Genomic DNA, 23,148 nt, shown 5'->3' on the forward strand with positions numbered 1-23,148 from the left:
CACAGCCGGGTGTCGGACTACACGAAGACCAACTCAGTCACCGAATACACGCCCAGCGCGGATTGCTGCTTCTTCGGCTGGCATACGCCCGCCTGCCGAGAGCACCCCCATAACTGTTTCTTTCGCGATTTCTGCAAGTTCTTCGTCCAACGCTGACTCTTCCAGCGCTTCGAAGACGACGAAAGGAGCCAGGCGGAGCAGCCGCTTCAGGAAGTCTCGCAGAATCTCTCGCTCGGTCAGCCCGCGCAAGTCCATACGCCGCCACACTCGCAGGATCGACTTGATCAAGTGTGGACTGCCGCCCAAGGCCGCGCGCCGCGCGTAGATCTGATCGAATGCCGCTTCGCCGAGAACGTGCAATGCCGCATACGGGTCCGAGTCGGTCGGCGAATACACCAAGTGTGCTCGCCACCACATCCGGCCGAACACATGGCGAGTGAGATCGGACCCGAGGACGCGATCGACCGGTGGCTTCGGGTAGCGCCAGTGAGCAACGTCGGGGAGGACAATCAATGCCAGAAACGCCCACACATCGCCTGCAGCAGCCTCCGCAGGCGCGATTCGCATTTCCTTGTGCAATGCGACCGCAATGCTGAGATCGAAAGCCACCTTCTGACGCGCATCAGGTGGTTCCGGGAAGCCGGACTCCTTGGCCAGGTCTATGACGATGTCGCGGAGGAAGCGCAACTTCTCTTGGTCCACCCTTGTGCCACCGGTCGCCACGAATACCGCTGATTCGTCCGCAATCGCCCAGCGGTCGTGCAGTTCCAGTGGGGTGAATTCTTTGTACTCCGCCGCAAGTAGCTTCGCGCGGTGGCGCAGCAGCCGAGGGTACAGAAGTGTCATGCGACCCCCTCGAAAATCTTCACGGCCGCCTGCAACTCGGATGCGAACAAGTTCGGGGACTCCTGTGCTGCAAGCCGAATGTCGGTGATCGATCGGCTCGGGAAAAGTCGGCCGAACAGCTCTTGAAGCGTGGCGCCCAGCGTTTCATCAACGTAGTGCGCCTCGTCATCGAACTCGGCGAGGCGTAGGGCATGGTCCACCATTGTGCGAGCAACGTCGGCATAGAGTGCGGACAGGGCGATCTTGTCTTCAAGACGCGGGCTGGCTGCGCGTTGAAGGGCTTCTGTGATGACGGTCTTCTTCTCGTTGACCAGCAAAAGAAGCGAGCCCATCGTTGCTGCGTCGAGATTCGTACCGATCTCCAAGTGCCACGCGGCGTCACCGGGGTAGTCGGTCTTATCGAAATCGACTATGGCGATCGGGAATTGAGGAGCGTCGCCTTGGAGGCGAATCTGGCTACGATCGCTCCACAGAACCGAACCGCCGCGGCGAGGCGCTACTGGACGGTCACCGCCATGTCGGCGCCGGGCAAGGACCAAGGCGGTGTCCAACAGCACGACACCGCCCAGGTCGGCCCCTGGAAGCTCGGCTTGTAAGACGACTTCGCCATTTTCGGGAACCAACGCGCGCATGACCGTTCCCCTGAGCTTCGATCCGGTCGATGTCCAGATGGCGGCCAGCGCGAGTTCGGTGCCGGGGGCCAACGTCGATTCGGCAAGGGCCCGAGGCAGGTCTACCTTGACAGTGCGGCGAAGGCGAAGCGTCGTTTGATAGTCCCAGTGCGGGTAGGACTCCGGCAGCGGCAGTTCGTCACCATCGACTGACAACAACCACTGGCCTGCCTGGATGGCGGCAGGCGAAGGCTTTTTGTAGGGAAGAACGCGATGGACCATCAGCCAACCGCCTCGGTGTAGAGCATGATGTCGGTCATGGTGTCGGCGGCAGGCTTCACCACGGCCTTCCAGATCTGGCCGTCGCCTCCTTCGATGACGTACGACGGCACTTGATGCAGTTCCCCGTGTGGATCCTCCCAACCGACGAGTCCAGGCATTTCCGCACCGGCAGGAGGATCCATTTCGAGACCGCCATCGCTGTTCAGTGCAACTGCCAGATCGACGGTGACTCGTTGCGGAATGCCGACCGGCAAGCGGAAGCGCTGCACCACCACGGCATGTCCCCACAGTTCCTCCGGCTCGGGATCACCGACATATTCGACTTTCGGGCGTCGCCGACGTTGCTTGACCAGCTTGGCGGGCTCGGCGAATGCGTCCATGTCGAAAGGGTCCGAGTCGCCCGCGTCTCCGGTCAATCCGGCAGGCTCGCGTCCCTCAACGCTTGGTGTATGCGTGACTTCCACCGCATCGGTCTCAGCGACCTCTTGCCGACGGCCACTCGGGCGACGAGCAGGTGTCGATCGAGCGGGCGGTGCCGTGTCACCGGGCTTGCCGTAGTCGGTGGCCGCACCGATACCCCACGCGCCACCCACGAGAGGCGAAAGGCGTTCGCTCGCAGCCCCCAGCGATACTCGGGCGACCTCGACCCCGCTGCTGCCACGCGGTCCGAGCACCGCTTCGATGGCTTCCTTCATACGCACGAACGTGGTCCTGACGAACGTGTGATCAGGATGGTCCAGCGACTGATAGTTCCAGTTGTCGTGGGTCGGCGGCTCCGCCGCCGCATACGCTTCGTCCATCTCAGGATCGGCACGGAAAACGCCCGCGTATGCGGAGTACTCGCTCGCAGGCTTCGGTCCAGGCCAATATGTGACCACTAGTTCGGCAGGTCGCATCAGGCAGACGTGATGCACCATGCCGTTCTCGAAGCCTGCCATCCTTTCTGCGTCGGTTGGCTCGAACCGCTGCGCCATAGACTGGTATAGGGCAAACCGCCCAAGTAACTTCTTCGGCCTGCGGCAGTGCAGCTCTTGCGCCTCAGCGCCGATCATTTTCCGATAGGCGGAGGCGAACAAGCGCAGGGACTTCATCGATGTCGGTTCCGGCACCTTGTATTCGATACCGTCACAGGTCACCGAGAACCGCATCGGAACAATGCCGTTTCGGTCGGGCATCATCTTCGGCCACAACTGACACGTGATCGTCTCCGCGAGATACGTGGCTACGTCTGCCGGTTCTGCGTCATCAAGATCGGGATCGATAATGACAATCGTCGTTCCGGTCTCGGTGTCTCCGAATGGTCGCAACCCGAGCTTTCGGGCCATCGCGTCGGCGTCGGCACCGACGAGCGGCTCGATCACTTCCCCCGAAGTGTCTCCCCACCAGTGCCTGCCGGTGTAACGACGTTCACGGTCGAACTCCTTCGCGTCATAACTCTTCCACAGTGCCGCCCCCATCAGTCGAGTCTCGTAACGCCCCTCGTACCGGCAACGGGTGTGCACGAGGATCGTGCCCGATTTCGACACGAGATACAGGATGCCCTTGCCGAAGCCGTAGGTGCCGCCGCCCAATGCCTGGTCACGTGGTTCACCGATATTGCGAAGGAAGGCAACGAAGTCGGGCCGCTTTTGGGTGACCGCGTCGGCGCGGGTCGGCCCACCGAGGCCTCGGGTTCCGCGATCCGAGATCGACAACACCCGAATGGTGTGTTGCTGCAGAGAGTCCCGGAGCGGAAGTACCTGCTTGGCCGGAGCACGACGCAACAGGTTATCTCTCCAGGCCGGTGCATCGGCGGCACTGACAGTCTTCAGATCGATCCGATAATCCACCGAAGCGCCATCACTGACACGAGCATCCCAGCTGTTCTGCGCCGATTCGCGAATCAGAATAGTCAGATGGTCGAGCTCGGGTTTGCCGAGCTGATTCCTGATTCCTTCTGCGGCACTCGCGCCTTCCGGCGGAAATGGTTGGGAAACCCAAGCAGGCGGCGTCACACATGCTCCTCGATCATCAAGCGGATATGTCGTTCCACTTGGCTTTCCTCCATCGGGCCGGGCATGTCTCCCGAAAGGTCGATCGTGTAATCGACGTCGCGCACGTTCGAAGAGATCGCTGCCGCCGCGAGGTCGATGGCGGTCAGCCTCGGGAACCCGACATCGACGTTGTACCAGCGCTGTTCGCTCACGTGGTAGCGGGCATGACGGTAGTGGTCGTCATCGGCTTTCCGGTAGCCGATCGATGCCAGCTGGTTCAGAACGGCCGTCTCGTCGTCGGCGAGCTCCAAGACGCGATCGATCAGATCCAGGAAGCCGAGTCCGTCACGCACGGCCGGTTCCAGCCGAAGCCAGACCAACCCCAAGACACCGTTGGCAGGAGGCTCCAACTGGTCGAGGCCGTGGATTCGAATCTGTCGACCGTCGGCACTTGTCGAAGTCTTCACCTCGAGAGCGCCGGCGTCGGTCGCGAAATCGTGACGATATCCTGATGGCCCTCGCCATAGGAGGTGAGCGCTGCTGTGATGTTCGAGCAGACGCGCCAGCACGATCAGTTCGCCGAACAGACCCGCCAGCTTCTCCGGGCCCAGCGGCGGACCGGGGTTCTGGAACAGCGCCTTCCAACGATCAAGTACTCGGTTGAGCACCTTCAGCGGATTCTCGGGCGCCGCCTCGGTGGCGATCAGTACATCGGCGCACAGCGTAGTGAAGATGTCGTTCAAATCTGGCCGCAGACAGGCGAGATCAGCGTAGTCATGTCTGGTCCTGCCATCGTCGAGGGTCCGCTTGTGCAACATCAGAACCGGTCCGTTGAGCCCTCTGCGCACGTTCTGATGCGCTCCCACCGGAACGAGAAGGTGACGGTTTCCCGCGCTATCGAATGCGGCTGCCAGCGAGCCGTTTTGCGTCGGTACAGGTAGCTCGGAGACGGCAACGACCGACATCAATGGTGGGCGACGTGCGAGGCGGCGCCAGTGATCGTCCAGAACGTCTCTGATGGCTGACGACATCAAATGTCCTCGGCTTCGAGGGCGCTGAAGTCCTCCTCTTCGATTTCGACACCGGACAGGTCCGCCGAGATGTAGTTGGCCTCCCACGCAACAGTGCTGTCGTCGGCGGTCGGAGTGGGGAACACCAGACCGACGCCGATGACGTGCTCAGGAGCGTTGAGCGGTTGCCGCTCCTTTTTAGATGGTTTGGGTTTGGGCTCGGGCTCCGAAACCTTGTCGATCGGATATAGAACCAACAACCCGGTGTCGGGCTGCTGGATCTGGCGTGCTTTCTTGATTTCTTCTTCGGTTGTACCGGTGGTGATTCCCTTGAGATCCAAGCCTGCGTCGCGACGGCTCATCAGTGTTTTGATGTCGGAATAATCTATTCCAGATGCGAATTGGGACCGGACGATCCTCCCGACGCCGATGCCCGGTGCAAAGTCGAACCGCTCCAGACGGTTGTCGGTTGGTTTCCCGACCACTGCGAGGTTCCAGCGCCGTAATGTTCCTGCGTTTCGGATGCGCTTCTCGATGTATCCAGACATCAGCTTTGCATCGCACTCTTGCGACCGCTCATGGAACTGATAGTTCCGCAGGAACGTCAATACGATGTCACTCGACACATCTCGAATGAGATAGCGGCCCTCCGTTGTACTTCCCTCGACATCTCCGACCTGCACTGCGTCGCTCACCAGCTTGGATGCCGCTGATTGGTTCCGAAGCAGCCAATCGGATTCCAGACGGAAGTACCGGGTTTGAACACGCTGACCACCGTAGGACGATGCCGCTGATACCGCGTCCTTCATCTTCGCGGCTGCGGTAACGCGTAGTGCGGGATGCGTCCGGAGGCGGACCGCGAAGTTCATCGGGGTCTTTCCCTCGGTCATGTAGATATCGATGTCGCGGCGCATCTCGGTCTCAACCGTTGCGAGGTGGCGGAACCAGTCCTCGAGCTCCTTGGTCATCCAGATACGGGGCAGGTCTGCATAGCCCTTGCGGTAGCCGAACCAGCGGCCCATCTGCAGCAACGTGTCATATGTCGAGACCGAGCGCACGAAGTAACTGACAGACAAGCCCTCGAGCGTGAGACCGCGTGACAATGTGTTGCCGCCCACTGCGATCGCGACCACAGGCCCGTTCTCATAGTCGAGGCGGTCGGTGCTCTCCGAGTTGTCCATCACGATGCGGCAGTCACGGAGTACGCCTGGCAATTCTGCCGCCAGCTCATCGAACGAGACGGACTTTTCTTTGAACTCGACCGCAGGAACACGAGACGTTTCTTCATTCCATAGCGTGCGCAACTCATTTATAATTTTCGCGTCGTTCAGGTTGCGTCCGATTTTCGCTCGCAATGAAAGCAACGGGTCTCGGAAGCTGTTGTGCACTGCGGTGCGAACGCTGGTGTGAATCAGCATCGTGCAATGTGGATTCCCGCCGCCACGTACTCGACGGGCGGCTGTTGTCAACCAGAAGTAGAGCACTGCGCGGCGCAGGGTGTCAGTGATGGTCGGGAAAAAGCCTTCGGCCTCGGCCCTGGTCTTCGGTCGGACGAGCTCGATATCGTCGTCGGGAACGGTGCGGATCATGTCGTAACCGTCGTCGACCTCATTAGGGTCTTCGCCGTCCAACGCGTACCTGCCGAACAACACCTCCGTTCCGAAATGACCCTGTGGTTGGGGGAGGTTCACGATGAAGTGTTCGGGATACAAATCCTCGGCGGCAGGGTTGATCAACAAGTTGGCGAACGGTGAGGCTGTGTACCCCACATAGGCGGACTTCGGCAACGTGTTGAGGATCTGACGAATGAGCGGGTTGATCGATTTTGTTGCGACGGTCGCCTGATCGGCTTCGTCATCGATGATCAGCGCCGGACAATCCGCCAAGTACTCCGAAGCGTCGCCGAGCCATTTCACCAGCTTGCGCAGCACGGTGGCGTTCTTCTTGACGACACAAAGTACGTGCGTCTTGTTCGACTTGCCGAAGAAACTGGCGGGGTTCGCGGTCGGTCGGAAATCATGATCCAGGTCGGTGATCTGAGACCACAGCGTGGGGTTCGGCTCCACGAGTTGCTGGACCAAGCGAGCTTGGGTCTGTCTGCGGAGGCCGTTGTGAATCCCGGCGAGCACGATGAACAGCTTGTAGCCGCGATCGGCCGCCTTGGCCATCACCGCGGTGAAGTTCGTGGTCTTGCCGGACTGCACGTAGCCGACGACCAAGCCGCGCGTCGAGAAGGAACTCTGTCGCGGATGTTGTAAGAGCGAGACGACTCGAGTAGAGGCACCATCCAGACTGTCGATGGATGTCTTCGGCCAGCCGTCCCTGGCCAGCCCATCGGTGATCGACGGCCACAGCTTGTCATCGGGATGCGGCCCGGCGTACCAGGTTTCGTAGTTGTCGATCACAACAGAAGGTGGTTCTCGCATCTCCTTGATGCGCACGACTTCCTGCTCGTGACGGTCCACGATCCGTTTGATGACTTCGTCGGGCGTGGAAAACAAACGAAGCTTCTTGATCGCTTCCGCCGGCGTGTAGGTATCGAGCAGCAATCTGAACACATCGAACAGCTCGTCTTGCTCGTCAATCACATCGCTCACCGGCACCTCCCACTGCGTGCTACCGCTACATCGACGATGGGAGGTTTGGCTCCCCCGCGTTGCGGGTAACTGTATCGGCTCGATCCGATGATCTTCGGGTAAGTGGACGAAGTGTTACACCGCTGATGTGAGGTATCGTTCGCCGACGCGGGTTCGCTACAGGGGGCGGCAGACCGGCCGGGCCCACGCAGAGAGTGCGAGACAATGCGCTGTAGGTGCGAGAAGGGGTCAGACGAAAAGCTGTCCAATTCTTGCGAAGTGGTCCAGCGGGGCAGAGTCCCGGGTGTCGATCCATGGACGATCGACTACCTTCCGTGCATCCTCGTGACTCACCTGCTGCCCTAGGGCCGCCGACAAGACGTGTAGAGCGAGCACGGGTGGAATCGCATTGCCGATCTGCTGGGCGATGTCGTTGCCCGACCAGGGGTAGTCCAGCGGGAACGTCTGCAGGCGACCCGCCTCGGCCAGGCTGAACCGTGGGCTCTCGATACCGGTGTCGTCGACGATCTTGTTCCGGGAGACCTTGCCGGTGATCGTGGCCGAGGGCTCGCGAGAGTGGCGACGACCTCGCAACTTGGGGTTGCCACCGGTTCCGTAGTTCGAGACCACGCAGAAGTTGTATCCGCGATTCAGCGCAGTGTCCATCGTCTCCCAGGGGAGCAGGTCGGACTCACCCGCTGTGCGTTCTACACCTTTGCGGTAAGGCCGGTGGGTGGCTTGCGGGAGTTTGCGCTCGCCTTCGAGGCTGGCGATCAGAATGGCTCTCCGGCGAGTCTGCGGAACGCCGAACTGTTCGGTGCGCAGTACATCGCAGGCAACGTGATACCCGATCTTCCTCAAGACGGTGCCCATCGCCTGCCAGATGGGCAGTACTGCCGGAACTTGTTCCAGCACAATCACTTTGTAGGGATCGCCGCGGTTGTGCGCAGATAGTGCCCATCGTAAGGGTTCGAGGACCAGGCCGGTTCGCTCATCCTTCAATGTCTCCAAGTCTGCGGACACGTCCTCTCCGTCACCCATCCGGACGACGTAACTCAGGACTTCGTCAAGTGCCTTGCGCCCAGCTCCGGCACCGGCGACGGTGAACGTTTGGCAGGGCGGCCCGCCGGCCAGTATCCAGGCGCTCGGTGCTGTCGCAGGTCCGAAGTCCCGTACATCGTGCGGGCGGTCGTTCAAGCCGGCGGCAGACCTTGTCGCGCACGCGTTCCGGTCCCATTCGAACCCATAAACGCTCAGCCCCAACCATCGCGCCGCCACATCGAGTCCTCCAGGTCCGGCGAACAAGTCGATCATGTCGACCTGGTGGGGTCGGGGTTGCTCGTGTGGATCGGAGGGCATGACTCGCGATCTTAGCGGCGCAACGCCGAGTCGCTACAGCGCGTTCAACAGTCGGTCAGCGCTGCTCGGAGGGCATGGCCAACCGCGCACGCGGCGGGTGGCGGGGTCGCATTTCCGACCTGGCGATACCGCGCCGTTTTGCGGCCTTCGATACGCCAATACGCAGGGAACCCCTGCAATATGGCGACCTGTTCGACCGTGAGTTTCACCATGTGGTCTGGACCGAGGGCTGGGCTCCACACGAAGTCGGCGGCCGGTAGCTCGTCGCTGATCGACCGAGCGTTGACGCCGATTCTCGCCCAAGCGTTAACCGAACCCTGCGGTCCGAGGTCCCCACCGCCGCGGTCCCACGAGCCACCGACGATAGTGGGTGCGATCACGTTCGCCTGCATCGCCCACTCGTCGGCCTGAGGCCAGCCGCGCGCACCCATAGAGGGCCGCAACACAGTGCCGACTGTCAAGGCCAAGCTCGGCGGCGGAGCCGTCAGATTTCGTTCGAACTGTACGATGTGTCCATCGCGCAAGGCGATCAGTATGCCCAGCAGCCGATGCTGCGGTACTCCGAAGTCGCGAGCGTCGATCACCAGCCACTGATACTCGTAACCGGCAGTATTCAGGTATTTTTCGACGCAGGACCGGCTCTCACGGTATTCCGGTCGAGTAACCATGTCGGGCACGTTCTCGATCAGCAGGGCACGTGGTCGCAGTTCTGAAGTCAACCGGCCTGTCGTCTCCAGCAGCTCCAATTCCCAGCCGCTGCCGCGCTGTCTCGATGCCGTTGCCGCAGATCTCACTCTCGGAAGGCCGGCAGCCAGGAGGTCGATATCGGTCGATCGCGGCAACTCCAACCGCGGCTCGAACTTCAGCAAGTCGGTGTTCAGCACATTCCAGTGCGGCCGGTTCGTCCGCAGTGTCGCGCAGGCGACATCGCGATTGTCGAGAACCAGGAGGGGATCGAATCCCGCCTGCTCGAGACCGAGAGCGAGCCCGCCGGCGCCCGCGCAGAACTCCACCGAGCGCATTCGCCGCCCTAGGGGAACCACCCGGACGTCGGTTCGCTCTGCCTTGCGCAATGCCTACCTCCCCACCTGGTAGCTGTCCCGTTCAGGATAAGGCGCAGTTCAGACCATACGTGCTGTTAGTTGGGAAGTAGACATGCGCAAGACCGGCTCCCTGGTGATCTAGGTGTCGGAGCCAACTGGATCACTTCAGCGTGCGGTCGTTGGGTGTTAGGACAGGTACAGGTCAGCGTTGGACTTCGCCAACCTCAACCGCTCGCCGCTCTCGGCGCGACAGTTCGCACGCGTCTGCGACATAGAATGCTTCGAGCGCCTCAGTCGGAGGACAGGGATTCTCGAGCCGCCCCGTCGCGACCTCGATGAACGCCGCCAGTTCCTCCGCATACGCCGGACGGAAGCGTTCCATGAACCCGGAATAGGGAGGATAGGGGGAGGGACTTCGGTCGGGTTCGACGGAAGTCAGCGGCGCGCGGTCGTCCAAACCGACGATGGCGTTTCCCTTGGAGCCCAACGCTTCCAGTCGTACGTCGTACCCCGCCCCGTTGTACCGGGTCAGTGACACAGTCGCCAGCGCCCCGTCATCCAGGCGCAGCAGTACTGCGCCCGTATCGACATCGTCGGCTTCGGCGAAGAACGCCTCGCCCCGGTTCGCCCCGAGCGCATATACCTCGACGATCTCACGCCCCGTCACCCAACGAATGATGTCGAAATCATGCACCCCGCAGTCGCGGAACAACCCGCCGGAGCGGGCGATGTATTCGGCGGGTGGTGGAGCCGGATCGAGGGTCGTCGCGCGCAACGTGTGCAGCCAGCCGAGCCGTCCGGAGCGGATCGCTTCGCGCGCCGCTCGGTAGCCGGCGTCGAAGCGGCGTTGGAAGCCGATCTGGACGGGGACCGGGGAGTTGCGGAGGTGGTCGACGACGGCCAGCGTGCCGGTGATGTCGGCGGCCACGGGCTTTTCGCAGAAGACGGGAATGCCCGCGTCGACAGCGCGGAGGATGAGTCCGGGATGGGAGTCGGTGGTGGTGGTGATGATCAGGCCGTCGAGGTCGGCGGCGAAGAGGGTGTCGAGGTCGGGGGCGAATTCGACGCCGAGGACGGCGGCGGTGGTGCGGGCGCGGTCGGCGTCGGCATCGGCGACCAGCACGGTGGCGACGTTCGGGAGTTTCTTCAAAGTCTCGGCGTGGGAGGTTCCGATGCGGCCGGTTCCGGCGAGGCCCAGCGTGACGGCTCGGTGGGATGACATCGGCTCTCCTTATATATGGAACGGTGGCGGGGCGCGGGGCCCGTGGTTCAGCGGGGAGCGGTCGTGGTGGAGCGGACGACGAGCGAAGGTTCCACCCGGCGGCGGGCCGGGGTGGTGCGGCCGTCGCGAAGGCGTTCGGCGAGCGCCTCGATCGCGAGGCGGCCCATCTGGGTGCGGGGCTGGTCGATGGTGGTCAGCGCGACGTGGCGCAGCGCGGCCAGCGAGGTGTTGTCGTAGCCGACCACCGAGACGTCCTCTGGCACCCGCAGCCCCGCTTCCTCCAGCGCGGACATCGCCCCCACGGCGTTGAAGTCGTTGCCGCAGACCAGCGCGGTGGGGAAGTTGTCGCGGGAGAACAGGTTCAGCAGTTTGCGCACCGCGGCCGTGCCCGCGGAGTCGGTGTGCTCGCTCGCCACGACCATCGGTTCGAGGCCGTGGCGCCGCATGGCGGCGCGGTAGCCCTTGCGGCGGGGCGCGGAGGTGAAGGCTGCGCCGCCGTCCAGGTGCACGATGCGTCGATGCCCGAGGGAGACCAGATGATCGACGGCCAATCCGGTGCCGACCTCGCCGTCGTCGTTGACCGTGTCGATTTCGGCGACGGTGGAGGTGCGCGAGACCAGCACCAGCGGAGCCTGCTGCGCCGCTGCGCGAATGGCGGCGGCGGGCAGGATCGGTGACAGCAGGATGATGCCTCCCGGCCGGAAGGACAGCAGGCTTTCCAGCGCCGTGCGTTCGCGGGCGACGGTGCGCCTGCCGGTGTTGAGGATCAGTTCGAGGCCGCAGGCCTTGGCGGCGGCGTCCATGCTTTCGACGATGTCGGCGAAGAAGGCGTTGCGCAGGTCGGAGACCATGACGCCGACGATGTTGGAGGTCCGGCTGGCCAGCGAGCGCGCCATGATGTGCGGTCGGTAGCCGAGGTCTTCGGCCGCGTCGAGCACGGCTCGGCGGCGGTGCTCGCTGACCTTCGGAGAGTCGCGCATGACCAAGGAGACGAGGGCGCGGGAGACGCCGGCGCGGGCGGCGACGTCTTCCATGGTCGGTCGTGCCATGTCGCCTCCGTTCCGTCTTCGCAGGCATTTTCGGCTCGCACGATACAAGCTGCCCACGTGCTGATCAATAGAGCGCTCCAATCGGGGTTCAGGGTTGGCGTTTCGCGGCGCGGAAGCCCCATATTGCCTGGTGAGCGGGTTTCAGACGCTGCGCTGACGACGCTTGACACCCTATGACCTGCGTTACATAGTTGGAGCGCTCCAACAGAACGGACACCTCGACAGTCGAAGGTCGGAGAAGCACCGATGACCGAACCCCTGCACCCGCTGCGCGTCGCGGCCGCGCCGATCTCCTGGGGAGTCTGTGAGGTTCCCGGCTGGGGCCGTGTGCTCGACGCGCCCACCGTCTTGGCGGAGATGGCCGCACTCGGCCTGACCGCAACGGAACTCGGTCCTCCCGGCTATCTGCCGCGCGATCCGGGGGCGTCGCGCCGGTTGCTGGAAACCTTCGGGCTCAGGGCGGTCGGCGGGTTCCTCGCCGTCGTGCTGCACCGCGATCGGCACGGCGCCGTCGCACGCGCCGAGAACGTCGCCGCCCAGTTGGCCGCCGCGGGCGCGGAAGTTCTCGTGCTCGCCGCCGCGACGGGGTTGAGCGGGTACGACGCGCGCCCGCGACTCGACGGCTCCGAATGGCGCGCCTTGGTCGACACGGCCGCGGCGGTCCGCCGCGCGGCCGCCGCACACGGCTTGCGCACGGTGCTGCACCCGCATGTCGGCACCCATGTGGAGAGCGAGGCCGAGGTCGAGCGGTTCCTCGCCGATTCCGATCTCGACCTCTGCCTCGACACCGGGCACCTGCTCATCGGCGGCGCCGAGCCGGTCCGGCTCGCGCGACGGTACGCCGAGCGGATCGGGCACATCCATCTCAAAGACGTGCGCGGCGCGCTGGCCGATCAGGTGCGCGCCGGAGAACTGGACTACAGCGCGGCCGTGCGCCGCGGACTGTATGTGCCGCTTGGCGCCGGCGATGTCGATATCGCGGCACTTGTGCACACCGCGCAGACCGCAGGTTATGGGGGTTGGTACGTGCTGGAGCAGGACGCCGCGCTGCGGCCGGGCGAGTCGGCGCGGCAAGCGAGCGACGATGCCCAGCGCAGCCTGGGCCACCTCGCGGCCATCGCGCCGGCCACGGCGGGAATCTAGTGGAAGCGGCGACAACGATGACAACACCGCGCGACGTGACCGCGAGACGGCGGCGTTCGAGCCGATTGCTGCCGTGGATCGCCACGGCCGCCTTCCTGGCCGCGTGCAGCGGTCCCGGCGCCGACGCGCCCGCGCCCGCACAGACGCCGATCGCGGCCGGGACGGTGGAATCCGTCGCGGTGGTCACCCACGGCAGCCCCGGCGACGCGTTCTGGAACGTCGTCGAGAACGGCGCGCACAACGCGGGCAAGGATCTCGGCATCCGGGTGCAGTACAACGCCTCCGGCGATCCCGCGCAGCAGGCGAAGCTGATCGACAACGCGGTGGCGCAGGGCGTCGACGGGCTCGTCGTCTCGATGGCCAACCCGGAGGCGCTGCGGCCGTCGGTGGAAAAGGCCGTCGCAGCGGGCATTCCGGTGGTGACCATCAATTCCGGCGAGTCCGAGAGCGCGAAGTTCGGCGCGTTCGCCCATGTGGGACAGAGCGAATCGCTGGCAGGAGAGGCCGCGGGCAGGCGCCTCGCCGAGGCGCGACGCACCAAGATGCTGTGCGTCATCCACGAGGCGGGCAATATCGGCGCGAATCAACGCTGCGCGGGCGCGACCAAGGCGTTCGGCAACGCGACCACGTTGCAGGTGGACATCAACAATCCCACCGACGCGCAATCGAGGATCAAAGGCGCGCTGGAGGCCGATCGATCCATCGACGCGGTCCTGACGTTGAACTCGCAGGTCGCCGCGCGAGCGGTGGACGCGGTGCGGGAGGCCGGGTCGGCCGCGACTGTCGCCACCTTCGACCTGAATTCCGATGTGGTGGAGGCCCTCCGGGAGGGAAAGCTGCTGTTCGCGGTCGATCAGCAGCAGTACCAGCAAGGCTATCTGCCGATCGTGCTGCTGAAGCTCTATCGGACGAACCTGAACACCGTCGGAGGCGGCGCGCCGGTGCAGACCGGTCCCGGCTTCGTCGACAAGAGCAATGTGGATGCCGTCGCCGCGCTCGTCGCGCAGGGCACGCGCTGAGGGGGATGACATGATCGCTGCCACGACGACGACCGACCCGGTGCGAGATGCGGGCCGCGCACCGCTGCAACGCTTGGCGATGCGTCCGGAGATCGGCGCGGCGCTGGGCGCGCTACTGGTGTTCGTGTTCTTTTCCGTGGTCACCGACCGTTTCCTGAGCCCGCTCGGTGTCGCGACCTGGTTGGACGACGCCTCCACGCTGGGCATCATGGCGGTGGCCGTGGCGCTGCTGATGATCGGCGGCGAGTTCGACCTGTCGGCGGGCGTGATGACCGCGTCCACGGCGCTGGTCACCGCGCTGCTGGCGGTGCACGCCGGCTGGAACGTGTGGTTCGCGCTGCTCGCTTCGCTGGTGTTCGCGCTGGTCGTCGGCGCGTTCAACGGCTGGGTGGTGATGCGGACCGGGCTGCCCAGCTTCATCGTCACACTGGGCAGCTTCCTCGCCCTCCAGGGCCTGAACCTCGGTGTGACGCGACTGGTCACCGACACGGTGCAGGTGTCGGGCGTGCGGGGCGCGGACGGCTACCAGTCGGCGGGCTGGGTATTCGCCTCGACGCTCGACATCGGGGACGCGCACCTGCAGGCGTCGGTGGTCTGGTGGGTCGTGCTCACCGCGATCGCGGCGATTGTTCTGGTCCGCACCAGGTTCGGCAACTGGATCTTCGCCGTCGGCGGCGCGCTGCCCAGCGCCCGCGCGGTGGGGGTGCCCGTGGATCGCACCAAGATCCTGCTGTTCATGGGCACCGCGTTCGCCGCGTGGGTGGTCGGCTCCTGCAACATCCTGCGTTTCGCCGGCGTGCAGGCCAACCAGGGCGTCGGGCTGGAACTGCACTACATCATCGCCGCCGTGGTGGGCGGGTGCCTGCTCACCGGTGGCTTCGGCTCGGCGGTCGGGGCCGCCATCGGCGCGCTGATCTTCGGCATGGCGCGCCAAGGCATCGTCTTCGCCCGCTGGGACAGCGACTGGTTCATGCTGTTCCTCGGCGTGCTGCTGCTGGCGGCGGTGCTGGTCAACAACCGATTCCAGAAACGAGCCGAAAGGGTGCGCCGATGACTGCCCTCATCGAGGCCGTCGGCCTCGGCAAGAGCTACGGCGGCGTCGTCGCCCTACGCGAGGTGTCGACGGTGGTGAACGCGGGCGAGGTGACCTGTGTGCTCGGCGACAACGGCGCGGGCAAATCCACGCTGATCAAGATCCTCGCCGGGGTGCATCAGCACGACCGGGGCGAACTGCGCGTCGAGGGCGAAGCGGTGCGGTTCGCCTCGCCGCGGGCGGCGTTGGATCGCGGCATCGCGACGGTGTACCAGGATCTCGCGGTGGTGCCGCTGATGAGTGTGTGGCGCAACTTCGTGCTCGGCTCCGAGCCGACGTTCGGATTCGGCCCGTTCCGGCTGCTGGACCGCAAGAAGGGCGGCGCGATCGCCCGAACCGCGTTGACGGACATGGGCATCGAGATCCGCGACATGGAACAGCCGGTCGGCACCTTGTCCGGTGGGCAGCGTCAGTGCATCGCCATCGCGCGGGCGGTGCACTACGGCGCGAAGGTGCTGATCCTCGATGAGCCGACCGCGGCGCTGGGCGTGAAACAGGCCGGGGTGGTGTTGCAGTACGTCGTGCGGGCGCGCGAACGCGGGCTCGGCGTCGTGCTCATCACCCACAACCCGCACCACGCCTATCCGGTCGGCGACCGCTTCCTGCTTTTGCAGCGCGGCGCGACGCTCGGCTCATACGAGAAATCCGAGATCGACCTGCCCGAGTTGACCCGCCAGATGGCGGGCGGGGCGGAGCTGGAGGCGTTGCAGCACGAACTGCAGCGTGTGGTGACGCCGTGAACGCACAGACCGAGCTGGAGGCGTTGACCATCGGCCGCGTCGGGGTGGACCTCTATCCCGAACAAAGCGGGGTGGCATTGGCGCAGGTGCGCAGTTTCGCGAAGTTCCTGGGCGGCACCGCGACCAACGTCGCCGTCGCGGCTGCCCGGCTCGGCCGGCGTGCGGCGGTGCTGACCAAGGTGGGTCCCGACGGCTTCGGCGAGTTCGTGCGCACGGCGCTCGAGGACTTCGGCGTCTCGTCCCGTTACGTGACGACCGCGCCGGATCTGCAGACACCCGTCGTGTTCTGTGAACTCACGCCGCCGTCCGATCCACCGCTGCTGTTCTACCGTTCGCCGATTGCGCCGGATCTGACCATCACTCCGGACGAAGTGCCCTGGGACGTGGTGGATGCCGTGCCGCTGTTGTGGGTCACCGGTACCGGAGTGAGCGCGCAACCAGCACGCGGCACACAGCGGGAGATCTTGCTGCGGCGGGCGCGACGCGGGCATACGGTGCTCGATCTGGACTACCGGCCGATGTTCTGGCCGGATGTCGAAACCGCGCGGGCCGAGATCGGGTGGATGGTCGACCACGTGAACGTGGTGGTCGGCAACCGCGCGGAGGTCGAGGTGGCGGTGGGCACCGCCGACCCGGACACGGCGGCCGATCGACTGCTCGCGCGTGGCGTGCGCTTGGCGGTGATCAAGCAAGGCGGCGAGGGCGTACTGGTGGCCACTGCCGAGGAACGTTGGACGATGCCGCCGTGCCGCGTGGATGTGGTGTGCGGGCTCGGCGCTGGTGACGGTTTCGGCGGCGCGCTGATCCACGGCCTGCTCTCGGACTGGGAACCACGGCGCATCGCGGCTTACGCGAACGCGGCGGGCGCGCTGGTCGCCGCCCGTCTGGCCTGTGCGGACGCGATGCCGACCGGCGCGGAGATCGAGGAACTGCTGTGCGGTTGAGCTGGCGCGATGTCACCGGTCCCGGGCCGAGGACGGAGGAGGCGCGATGACACTGCATCGTCCGGAAGGCACCCTGCGCGATGACGGTGACCCGATCCTGCTGACTCCCGACGACGCCGGATGGACCTACGCCGGGCTACGGGTACTGCGGATTCGCGCGGGCGAGTCACGAACCCTCCGGACGGGTGAGTTCGAGGCGTTCGTCCTGCCGCTGTCCGGAGCGTGCGCGGTGCGCGTGGACGGCGCGACCTTCGCGCTGACCGGCCGGGCCTCGGTCTTCACCCGCGTGACGGATTTCGCCTATGTCCCGCGCGACGCCGAGGTGGAACTGATGGCCGAGGGCGGTGATCTGGAGGTCGCGCTCCCGATGGCCCGCTGCGGAAAGCGGCTGGAGCCGAGATACGGTCCAGCCGAGGCGGTTCCGGTGGAAGTGCGGGGCGCGGGAAGCGCGACGCGTCAGGTCACCAATTTCGGCATACCCGGTGCGTGGGAACACGCGGACAAACTCAACGCGTGCGAATTGCTCACCCCGGACGGCAATTGGTCGTCCTATCCGCCGCACAAGCACGACGAGGCGAGCGATTGCGAGGTCGTCAACGAGGAGATCTACTACTTCCGCATCGCCGGACGCGACGGGGTCACTCCGTCCCGCGAGGGGTTCGGCCTGCACCGCACATACACCGCCGACGGCACGGTGAACGAGAACGTCGTCGTCCGCGACGGCGACGTCTTCCTGATCCCGCGCGGTTATCACGGCCCGTGCGTCGCGGCGCCCGGCTACCCCATGTACTACCTCAACGTGCTGGCCGGTCCGGCGCCCGAGCGGTCGATGGCGTTCTGCGACGACCCAGCGCACGGTTGGGTGCGGGCGCGCTGGAACGACGAGCCGCTCGACCCGCGCTGTCCGGCTACCTCCCACGAAGGACGGATCGGATGAAGCTGACCACGGCGCAGGCGCTGGTGGCCTGGTCGATCGCCCAGCGCTCCGAGACGCTCGACGGCAGCGAGGTGCCGTTGTTCCCCGCCGTCTTCGCGATCTTCGGCCACGGCAACGTGCTCGGCCTCGGTACCGCGCTGCACGAGCGTCGCGCCGAACTCCCCGTCTGGCGCGGGCACACCGAAGAGGGGATGACGCTGGCCGCCGTCGGCTACGCCAAGGCCACCCACCGGCGTCAGGTCGGCATCGCGACCTCGTCGATCGGTCCAGGCGCACTCAACATGGTGACGGCGGCGGGCGTCGCGCACGCCAATCGCCTCCCGCTGCTACTGCTTCCGGGTGACACCTTCACCGGACGCGCGCCGGACCCGGTCTTGCAGCAGGTCGAGCACTTCGGTGATCCGACGGTCACGGTCAACGACGCGTTCCGCGCGGTGAGCCGCTACTTCGACCGCATCACCCGCCCGGAACAGCTGATCGCCACGTTGCCGCAAGCGGCCAGGGTGCTCACGGATCCGGCCGATGCCGGTCCGGTCGTCCTGGCGCTGCCGCAGGACGTCCAAGCCGAGACCTACGACTTCCCCGACGCGCTCTTCGAGCCGGTGGTGCACCGTCTCACGCGGCCACGTCCCGACCACCGCGCACTTGCCGAGGCGGCCGCCGCACTGCGCACCGCCCGCCGCCCGCTGCTGATCCTCGGCGGTGGTGTCCGGTATTCGGGCGCTGGACCTACCGTGCTGGACTTCGCGGAGCGCGTCGGCATGCCGATCGTCGAGACCACCGCGGGCCGCACTCTCGTGCCGCACGCGCATCCGCTGTACGCGGGACCGCTCGGCATCACCGGCTCGGCGTCGGCGAACGCGCTGGCGGCCGAAGCCGACCTGGTCCTCGCGGTCGGCACCCGATTGCAGGATTTCACCACCGCGTCCTGGACGATCTTCGCGCCGGACGTTCGCCTGGTCGCGATCAACGTGGCACGCTTCGACGCCGTCAAGCACGGCGCCCTCGCGGTGGTCGGCGACGCCGAGGCCACCGTGGGCGAGCTGGCCGGGCAGACGGGGGAGTGGCGAGTCGACGCCGAGTGGACCGCACGAGCCGCCGAACTGCGCGGCGCCTGGGACGCGCACATCGACCGGTTGCGCGCACCGACCCAGGGCGCGCCGAGCTACGCCCAGGTGGTGGGCGTCGTCAACGACTCGAGCGAACCGGGCGACTATGTGATGACGGCCTCCGGCGGCCTGCCCGGCGAACTCGTCGGCGGCTGGCGGGCGGCAGGCGGCGCGCCGACCATGGACGTGGAATACGGCTTCTCCTGCATGGGCTACGAGCTCGCGGGCGCGTGGGGCGCGGCCATGGCGCGCACCGACGGCGTGGTGACGACCCTGCTCGGGGACGGCTCGTATCTGATGCTGAATTCGGAACTGTTCTCCGCGGCGTTCGCCGGGCACCCATTCGTGGCGGTGGTCTGCGACAACGACGGCTATGCCGTGATCGCGAGGCTGCAAGAAGGGCAGGGCGGCGAACCGTTCAACAACTTCTATGCCGATTGCCGCACCGTGGGCGCGGGATCGCCCCGAGTCGATTTCGCCGCCCATGCCGCCGCTCTGGGGTGCGCCGCTTTCACCGCCACCGACCTCGACGAATTCCGGGACGCCTACCTGCGGGCGCGGGCGACGGCGATCGCCGAGCGGCGTCCCGCCGTGCTGGTCGTGCGGACGCTGCCGTCGGCGTGGACCGATGCCGGCGCGTGGTGGGAGGTAGGCGTGCCGGAGCAGCTGCCGGGCCGCGCCGCCTACGACGAGGCGAAACCGCGCCAGCTGCGCTATTCGCGCTCGTGAACAGAACTTAACGAACGGTGCGCCGGCCGCCCCACGGACCTAAGCTGAAGTCGGGGTCTGACCGTGGTACGCTGAAATGCGTTGCGGCGCAATCTAATTGGTAGCAAGACAGTATCAGTGTCGAGCCGCGTCGCGAATATAGCTCCCTACCGCCCGGGGCGGTGGCTCAGGTCGGTGGGGACATGCTCGCCGGGGAGGGCGGCGAGCGTTATCCGGCGAAAAGTGCGGGTACCCGACGGGTGGGCCCGGCAATGTCGTGCGATCGGGACCCGACCGAGCGTGGGAGGTGACAACCAGCCCGCCCCTGAGCGAGCGTTGCGAGGGCACTCGCGAAGAGCACCCTGGTGAGCGTTAGCTCACAGTTGGGGGCGGGAAACGTGAGTAATTCGTCGGATCATGGCATCGTTGATCTACGAGACCAGGGCATATCGATAACACCTACCTGGCTCGTCTACAGAAAGTATGAAATGGCTCAAGGCATTGTGAAGTGGTTCAACAGCGAGAAGGGCTTCGGCTTCATCGCACAAGACGGTGGGGGCCCCGACGTCTTCGTGCACTACTCGGCTGTGAGCGGCGCGGGTTTCCGGTCCCTCGATGAGGGGCAGCGCGTGGAGTTCGAGATCGGCCAGGGACAGAAGGGTCCGCAGGCCCAGGACGTCCGCGTTCTCTGATCGCGACTTGACTTTCGAAAGGCCCCGCACCGGGATGGTGCGGGGCCTTTCCGTTTGCGTGGAGCGCCGCACGCCTGGTGGCGGGCGAAGGCGGGGGCAGCGCACGGCTGGCTGGTTGTATTCTGCAAGCAGTAGTTGCCGACCGACAGGAGTGCCAGGATGCGGGAGGAGGGACGTTCGGGATGCCCGATCAACGCGACGATCGAGGTGATCGGCGATCGGTGGACGCTGCTCGTGCTGCGTGACGTGATGTTCGGCGATCGGCGGCACTTCCGCGAACTGCTCGCCGGATCGGAAGAGGGCATCGCCTCCAACATCCTGTCCGACCGGCTCAAGCGCCTGGTGGCGGCCGGGCTGCTCAGCCGCGCGGACACCAGGCCCGGCCAGAAGGCCGAATACCGGCTCACCGAACCGGCCATCCAACTGGTGCCGATCATGGCGCAACTCGGCGCGTGGGGTCTGCGGCACCGCCCTACCACCAAACGTCTCCGGGTGCGGGCGGAATTGCTCGAGGCGGGCGGGCCGCCACTGTGGGCGGAGTTCATGGACGAATTGCGCGAGAGTCACCTCGGCATACCGCGCCTGGACCCGGATCGTCCGACCGCCACGCAGCGACTCGTCCAGGCTTACGCCGACGCGGTCGCCGAGGACGGTCGGGCGGCCGTCTCGTAGTCGTCAGCCGGCCAGGGCCTCGGCTCGGAAGAACTCGGCGGTGATCGCACGGGCTCGGGTGAGGTCGCGCCCATTGGACTTGACGAAGAAGTCTGCCGCACAGGCGAATTCGGCGACAATGAACGCCGTTATCGGTGCGGGGACCGCTCCGCTGCCCATTTCGCGGGTCCGCGATTTCAGGTCGGTCAGCTCGGCCACCGCCGCCGACAGATCGGCGGGCAGATCGCACTGCCGTAACAGCGTGGGCAGATGCATCGGCGCCACCGCCGCCGAGGGATGTTCGCGCAGCCAGCGCAGCGCCATCGCGGGGCGCAGCGCGTAGAACACCTTCTTCAGCGATCCCGTGCGCTCGAACAGCGCCCACTGCTTGGCGCCCAGATGCAGATAGTGCCGGCCGACCCGATTGCGGTCGGCGACCTCGTCGGCCAGCGCGCGCAGTCGGTCGCGGAATCGCGGGTCGCCGCGATACACGATCGGCGACATCAGCCACTCGATGAGCACCGCGTTGCCGCCCACCAGCAACCGCAATGCCTTCGCCAGATCCCAGCCGTTCACGTCCAGCAGGCCCGCGAGGGGCGTCTCCACCACGTCGCGGGTGCGCCAAGGGGACAGGTAGGTATCCAGGGCGGCGACATAGACGAACCGGCAGTCGTAGTCCGAATCGGGCGACGGGAATCCCCAGGCGCGGCTACCGCTTTCGATCGCCAACCGGATCGACACCCGGTGCTCCAGCTCGACTCGGGCCAGCTCACGATCGATGGACCCGACCACCGCCGGGTCCATCGAATCCGGAATCGCGCGTAGAGACATGGACGCGATGGTAAGTGCCGGAGCGAGGTTGTCGCAGCGGCATTTTCGTCGCTCAGGGCCTGCGCGCACCGCCGAGCGCGGCGGCGAATACGGCCATGATCGCAAGCGCCCCGCCCAGCCACGTGGCGGCGGCAACGCCCAGCGCGTCGGCCGCCAGGCCGCCGCTCAGCGATCCCAACGCGATGGCGGCATTGAAAACACCCGCGAAGAGGGCGGACGCGCCTTCCTTCGCGTGCGGGGACGCGGCGAAGACCCAGCTCTGCGTGCTCACCGAGACGCCGCCGTAGGACACGCCCCACACGATCATCAGCACGACGGCCCACGGCAGCGAGACGCCCAGCACGGGTAGGGCGATCGCGGCCGCGGCGAGAACCGAGTCGATCGCGATCAAGGTCCTGCGCGGCGCTCGTGCCGCCGCGGCTCCCGCGCCGAAATTACCCGCGACACCGGCGATCCCATAGACCAGCAGCAGCGCGCCGATCGTTTCCGCTTCGACGCCGGTCGCTTCCTCGAGCACGGGCCGCACGTAGGTGTAGGCGGCGAAGTGGCCGGTGACCAGGAACGCGACCACGAGCAGGGCGATCCGCAAGCCCGGCTGCCGTGTCAGCCGCAATACGCCGCGCAAGGCCAAGGATTCCGTCGCGGGCAGCCGCGGCAGCAGGACCGCCAGGGCCGCGAGCACCACTACCGCCAGGCAGGCGGCGGCCACGAACGCGATCCGCCAGCCGGCGAGCGCGCCGAGGAACGTTCCCGCCGGAATGCCGAGCACCGAGGCGACCGCGACGCCGGAGAAGACGAGCGAGGTCGCCGCGGTGACCGAGCGCGCGGGCACCAGCCGCGCCGCCAGACTCGCCGCGATCGCCCATACCCCGCCCATGCCGACGCCGACCAGCACCCGTGCCCCGATCAGCACGCCGAAGCTCGGCGCCGCGGCGGCACCGAGATTGCCGAGCGCGAGCACCGCCAGCAAGCCGCACAGCACCACCTTGCGCTCGGCTCGGCGCAGCGCGGCGGTGACCGAGGGCGCCGACAGCGCGGCGACCAGACCCGTGACCGTCAACGCGAGACCGGCGCGGCCTTCGCTCACCCGCAGCGCCGAGCCGATCGGAGTGAGCAGGCCGACCGGCAGCATCTCGGCGGTGACCACCGTGAACGTGCTCGCCGTCACCGCGCCGACGCCGAGCCACCCGCGCAGCACCGAAACCGGCTGCGGCGCATCGACTTGCTGAACCTGTGTCATGTCCTCCAGCCAACGGCTCGTGGCGAGGGGAAACAACGACGAAGGTCTCATAGTTCTATGAGCTGGACTC

At 65.9% G+C, this 23,148-nt stretch carries 20 protein-coding genes; 9 read left to right on the forward strand and 11 right to left on the reverse strand.

The features are described from left to right. Positions 1-33: 33 nt before the first annotated feature. The 9 genes from ACWDMM_RS13020 to ACWDMM_RS13060 all read right to left on the reverse strand — a co-directional run bounded on the left by ACWDMM_RS13020 (position 34) and on the right by ACWDMM_RS13060 (position 11,971). Positions 34-846 carry a DUF6339 family protein gene (locus tag ACWDMM_RS13020; protein ID WP_357107800.1) on the reverse strand — a complete coding sequence of 271 codons (813 nt, stop codon included), beginning with the start codon at positions 844-846 and terminating at the stop codon, positions 34-36. After that, the gene (locus ACWDMM_RS13025; RefSeq protein WP_357107797.1) at positions 843-1,739 is read right to left on the reverse strand and encodes a hypothetical protein; all 897 of its coding nucleotides are present in this window, start codon (positions 1,737-1,739) and stop codon (positions 843-845) included. The genes ACWDMM_RS13020 and ACWDMM_RS13025 overlap by 4 nt, the downstream gene beginning before the upstream one ends. Next, on the reverse strand, positions 1,739-3,733 hold the full coding sequence (locus ACWDMM_RS13030) for a hypothetical protein (protein WP_357107794.1): 1,995 nt from the start codon (positions 3,731-3,733) through the stop codon (positions 1,739-1,741). The genes ACWDMM_RS13025 and ACWDMM_RS13030 overlap by 1 nt, the downstream gene beginning before the upstream one ends. Beyond that, a complete protein-coding gene (locus tag ACWDMM_RS13035) occupies positions 3,730-4,743 on the reverse strand; it encodes a PD-(D/E)XK motif protein (protein ID WP_357107791.1) in 1,014 nt (337 codons plus the stop codon). Before ACWDMM_RS13035 ends, ACWDMM_RS13030 begins: the two co-directional genes overlap by 4 nt. Next, positions 4,743-7,319, reverse strand: a complete 2,577-nt coding sequence (locus tag ACWDMM_RS13040) for a Z1 domain-containing protein (protein ID WP_357107788.1) — start codon at positions 7,317-7,319, stop codon at positions 4,743-4,745. The genes ACWDMM_RS13035 and ACWDMM_RS13040 overlap by 1 nt, the downstream gene beginning before the upstream one ends. Positions 7,320-7,547: 228 nt before the next feature. Continuing rightward, the gene (locus ACWDMM_RS13045; RefSeq protein WP_449937465.1) at positions 7,548-8,657 is read right to left on the reverse strand and encodes a DNA cytosine methyltransferase; all 1,110 of its coding nucleotides are present in this window, start codon (positions 8,655-8,657) and stop codon (positions 7,548-7,550) included. 44 nt (positions 8,658-8,701) lie between these two features. After that, the gene (locus ACWDMM_RS13050; protein ID WP_357107782.1) at positions 8,702-9,679 is read right to left on the reverse strand and encodes a DNA cytosine methyltransferase; all 978 of its coding nucleotides are present in this window, start codon (positions 9,677-9,679) and stop codon (positions 8,702-8,704) included. Between the two features lie 223 nt (positions 9,680-9,902). Continuing rightward, entirely contained in the window at positions 9,903-10,922 is a 1,020-nt protein-coding gene (locus tag ACWDMM_RS13055; RefSeq protein ID WP_357107779.1) for a Gfo/Idh/MocA family protein, read from the reverse strand. 47 nt (positions 10,923-10,969) lie between these two features. Beyond that, positions 10,970-11,971, reverse strand: a complete 1,002-nt coding sequence (locus ACWDMM_RS13060; RefSeq protein WP_195078642.1) for a LacI family DNA-binding transcriptional regulator — start codon at positions 11,969-11,971, stop codon at positions 10,970-10,972. A gap of 246 nt (positions 11,972-12,217) precedes the next feature. Here ACWDMM_RS13060 and ACWDMM_RS13065 point away from each other — a divergent pair, with 246 nt between their 5' ends. The 9 genes from ACWDMM_RS13065 to ACWDMM_RS13105 all read left to right on the forward strand — a co-directional run bounded on the left by ACWDMM_RS13065 (position 12,218) and on the right by ACWDMM_RS13105 (position 21,028). Beyond that, on the forward strand, positions 12,218-13,114 hold the full coding sequence (locus ACWDMM_RS13065) for a TIM barrel protein (RefSeq protein ID WP_195078643.1): 897 nt from the start codon (positions 12,218-12,220) through the stop codon (positions 13,112-13,114). 17 nt (positions 13,115-13,131) lie between these two features. Further along, positions 13,132-14,133 (forward strand): sugar ABC transporter substrate-binding protein, encoded by a 1,002-nt coding sequence (locus ACWDMM_RS13070; RefSeq protein WP_195078644.1) that lies wholly within the window; start codon positions 13,132-13,134, stop codon positions 14,131-14,133. A 10-nt stretch (positions 14,134-14,143) separates the two neighbouring features. After that, positions 14,144-15,187, forward strand: a complete 1,044-nt coding sequence (locus ACWDMM_RS13075) for an ABC transporter permease (protein WP_357107774.1) — start codon at positions 14,144-14,146, stop codon at positions 15,185-15,187. Next, positions 15,184-15,966, forward strand: a complete 783-nt coding sequence (locus ACWDMM_RS13080) for an ATP-binding cassette domain-containing protein (protein WP_195078646.1) — start codon at positions 15,184-15,186, stop codon at positions 15,964-15,966. Before ACWDMM_RS13075 ends, ACWDMM_RS13080 begins: the two co-directional genes overlap by 4 nt. Then, on the forward strand, positions 15,963-16,910 hold the full coding sequence (gene iolC / locus ACWDMM_RS13085) for a 5-dehydro-2-deoxygluconokinase (RefSeq protein ID WP_195078647.1): 948 nt from the start codon (positions 15,963-15,965) through the stop codon (positions 16,908-16,910). The genes ACWDMM_RS13080 and iolC overlap by 4 nt, the downstream gene beginning before the upstream one ends. Positions 16,911-16,956: 46 nt before the next feature. Then, complete coding sequence (gene iolB, locus ACWDMM_RS13090) at positions 16,957-17,847, forward strand: 5-deoxy-glucuronate isomerase (RefSeq protein ID WP_357107771.1); 891 nt, start codon at positions 16,957-16,959, stop codon at positions 17,845-17,847. After that, complete coding sequence (gene iolD / locus ACWDMM_RS13095) at positions 17,844-19,685, forward strand: 3D-(3,5/4)-trihydroxycyclohexane-1,2-dione acylhydrolase (decyclizing) (RefSeq protein WP_357107769.1); 1,842 nt, start codon at positions 17,844-17,846, stop codon at positions 19,683-19,685. The genes iolB and iolD overlap by 4 nt, the downstream gene beginning before the upstream one ends. 467 nt (positions 19,686-20,152) lie before the next feature. After that, positions 20,153-20,356, forward strand: coding sequence for a cold-shock protein (locus ACWDMM_RS13100; protein WP_054814460.1), 204 nt, complete (start codon positions 20,153-20,155; stop codon positions 20,354-20,356). A 159-nt stretch (positions 20,357-20,515) separates the two neighbouring features. Continuing rightward, positions 20,516-21,028 (forward strand): winged helix-turn-helix transcriptional regulator, encoded by a 513-nt coding sequence (locus ACWDMM_RS13105; RefSeq protein WP_449937476.1) that lies wholly within the window; start codon positions 20,516-20,518, stop codon positions 21,026-21,028. A 3-nt stretch (positions 21,029-21,031) separates the two neighbouring features. Here ACWDMM_RS13105 and ACWDMM_RS13110 read toward each other — a convergent pair whose 3' ends face one another. Both ACWDMM_RS13110 and ACWDMM_RS13115 read right to left on the reverse strand, forming a co-directional pair. After that, positions 21,032-21,838: a nucleotidyltransferase domain-containing protein gene (locus tag ACWDMM_RS13110; RefSeq protein WP_357107765.1), complete on the reverse strand. Its 807-nt coding sequence runs from the start codon at positions 21,836-21,838 to the stop codon at positions 21,032-21,034. A 52-nt stretch (positions 21,839-21,890) separates the two neighbouring features. Next, positions 21,891-23,078, reverse strand: a complete 1,188-nt coding sequence (locus ACWDMM_RS13115; protein WP_357107762.1) for an MFS transporter — start codon at positions 23,076-23,078, stop codon at positions 21,891-21,893. Between the last annotated feature and the right edge of the window lie 70 nt (positions 23,079-23,148).

It is taken from the genome of Nocardia sp. NPDC003726, from assembly GCF_053586955.1.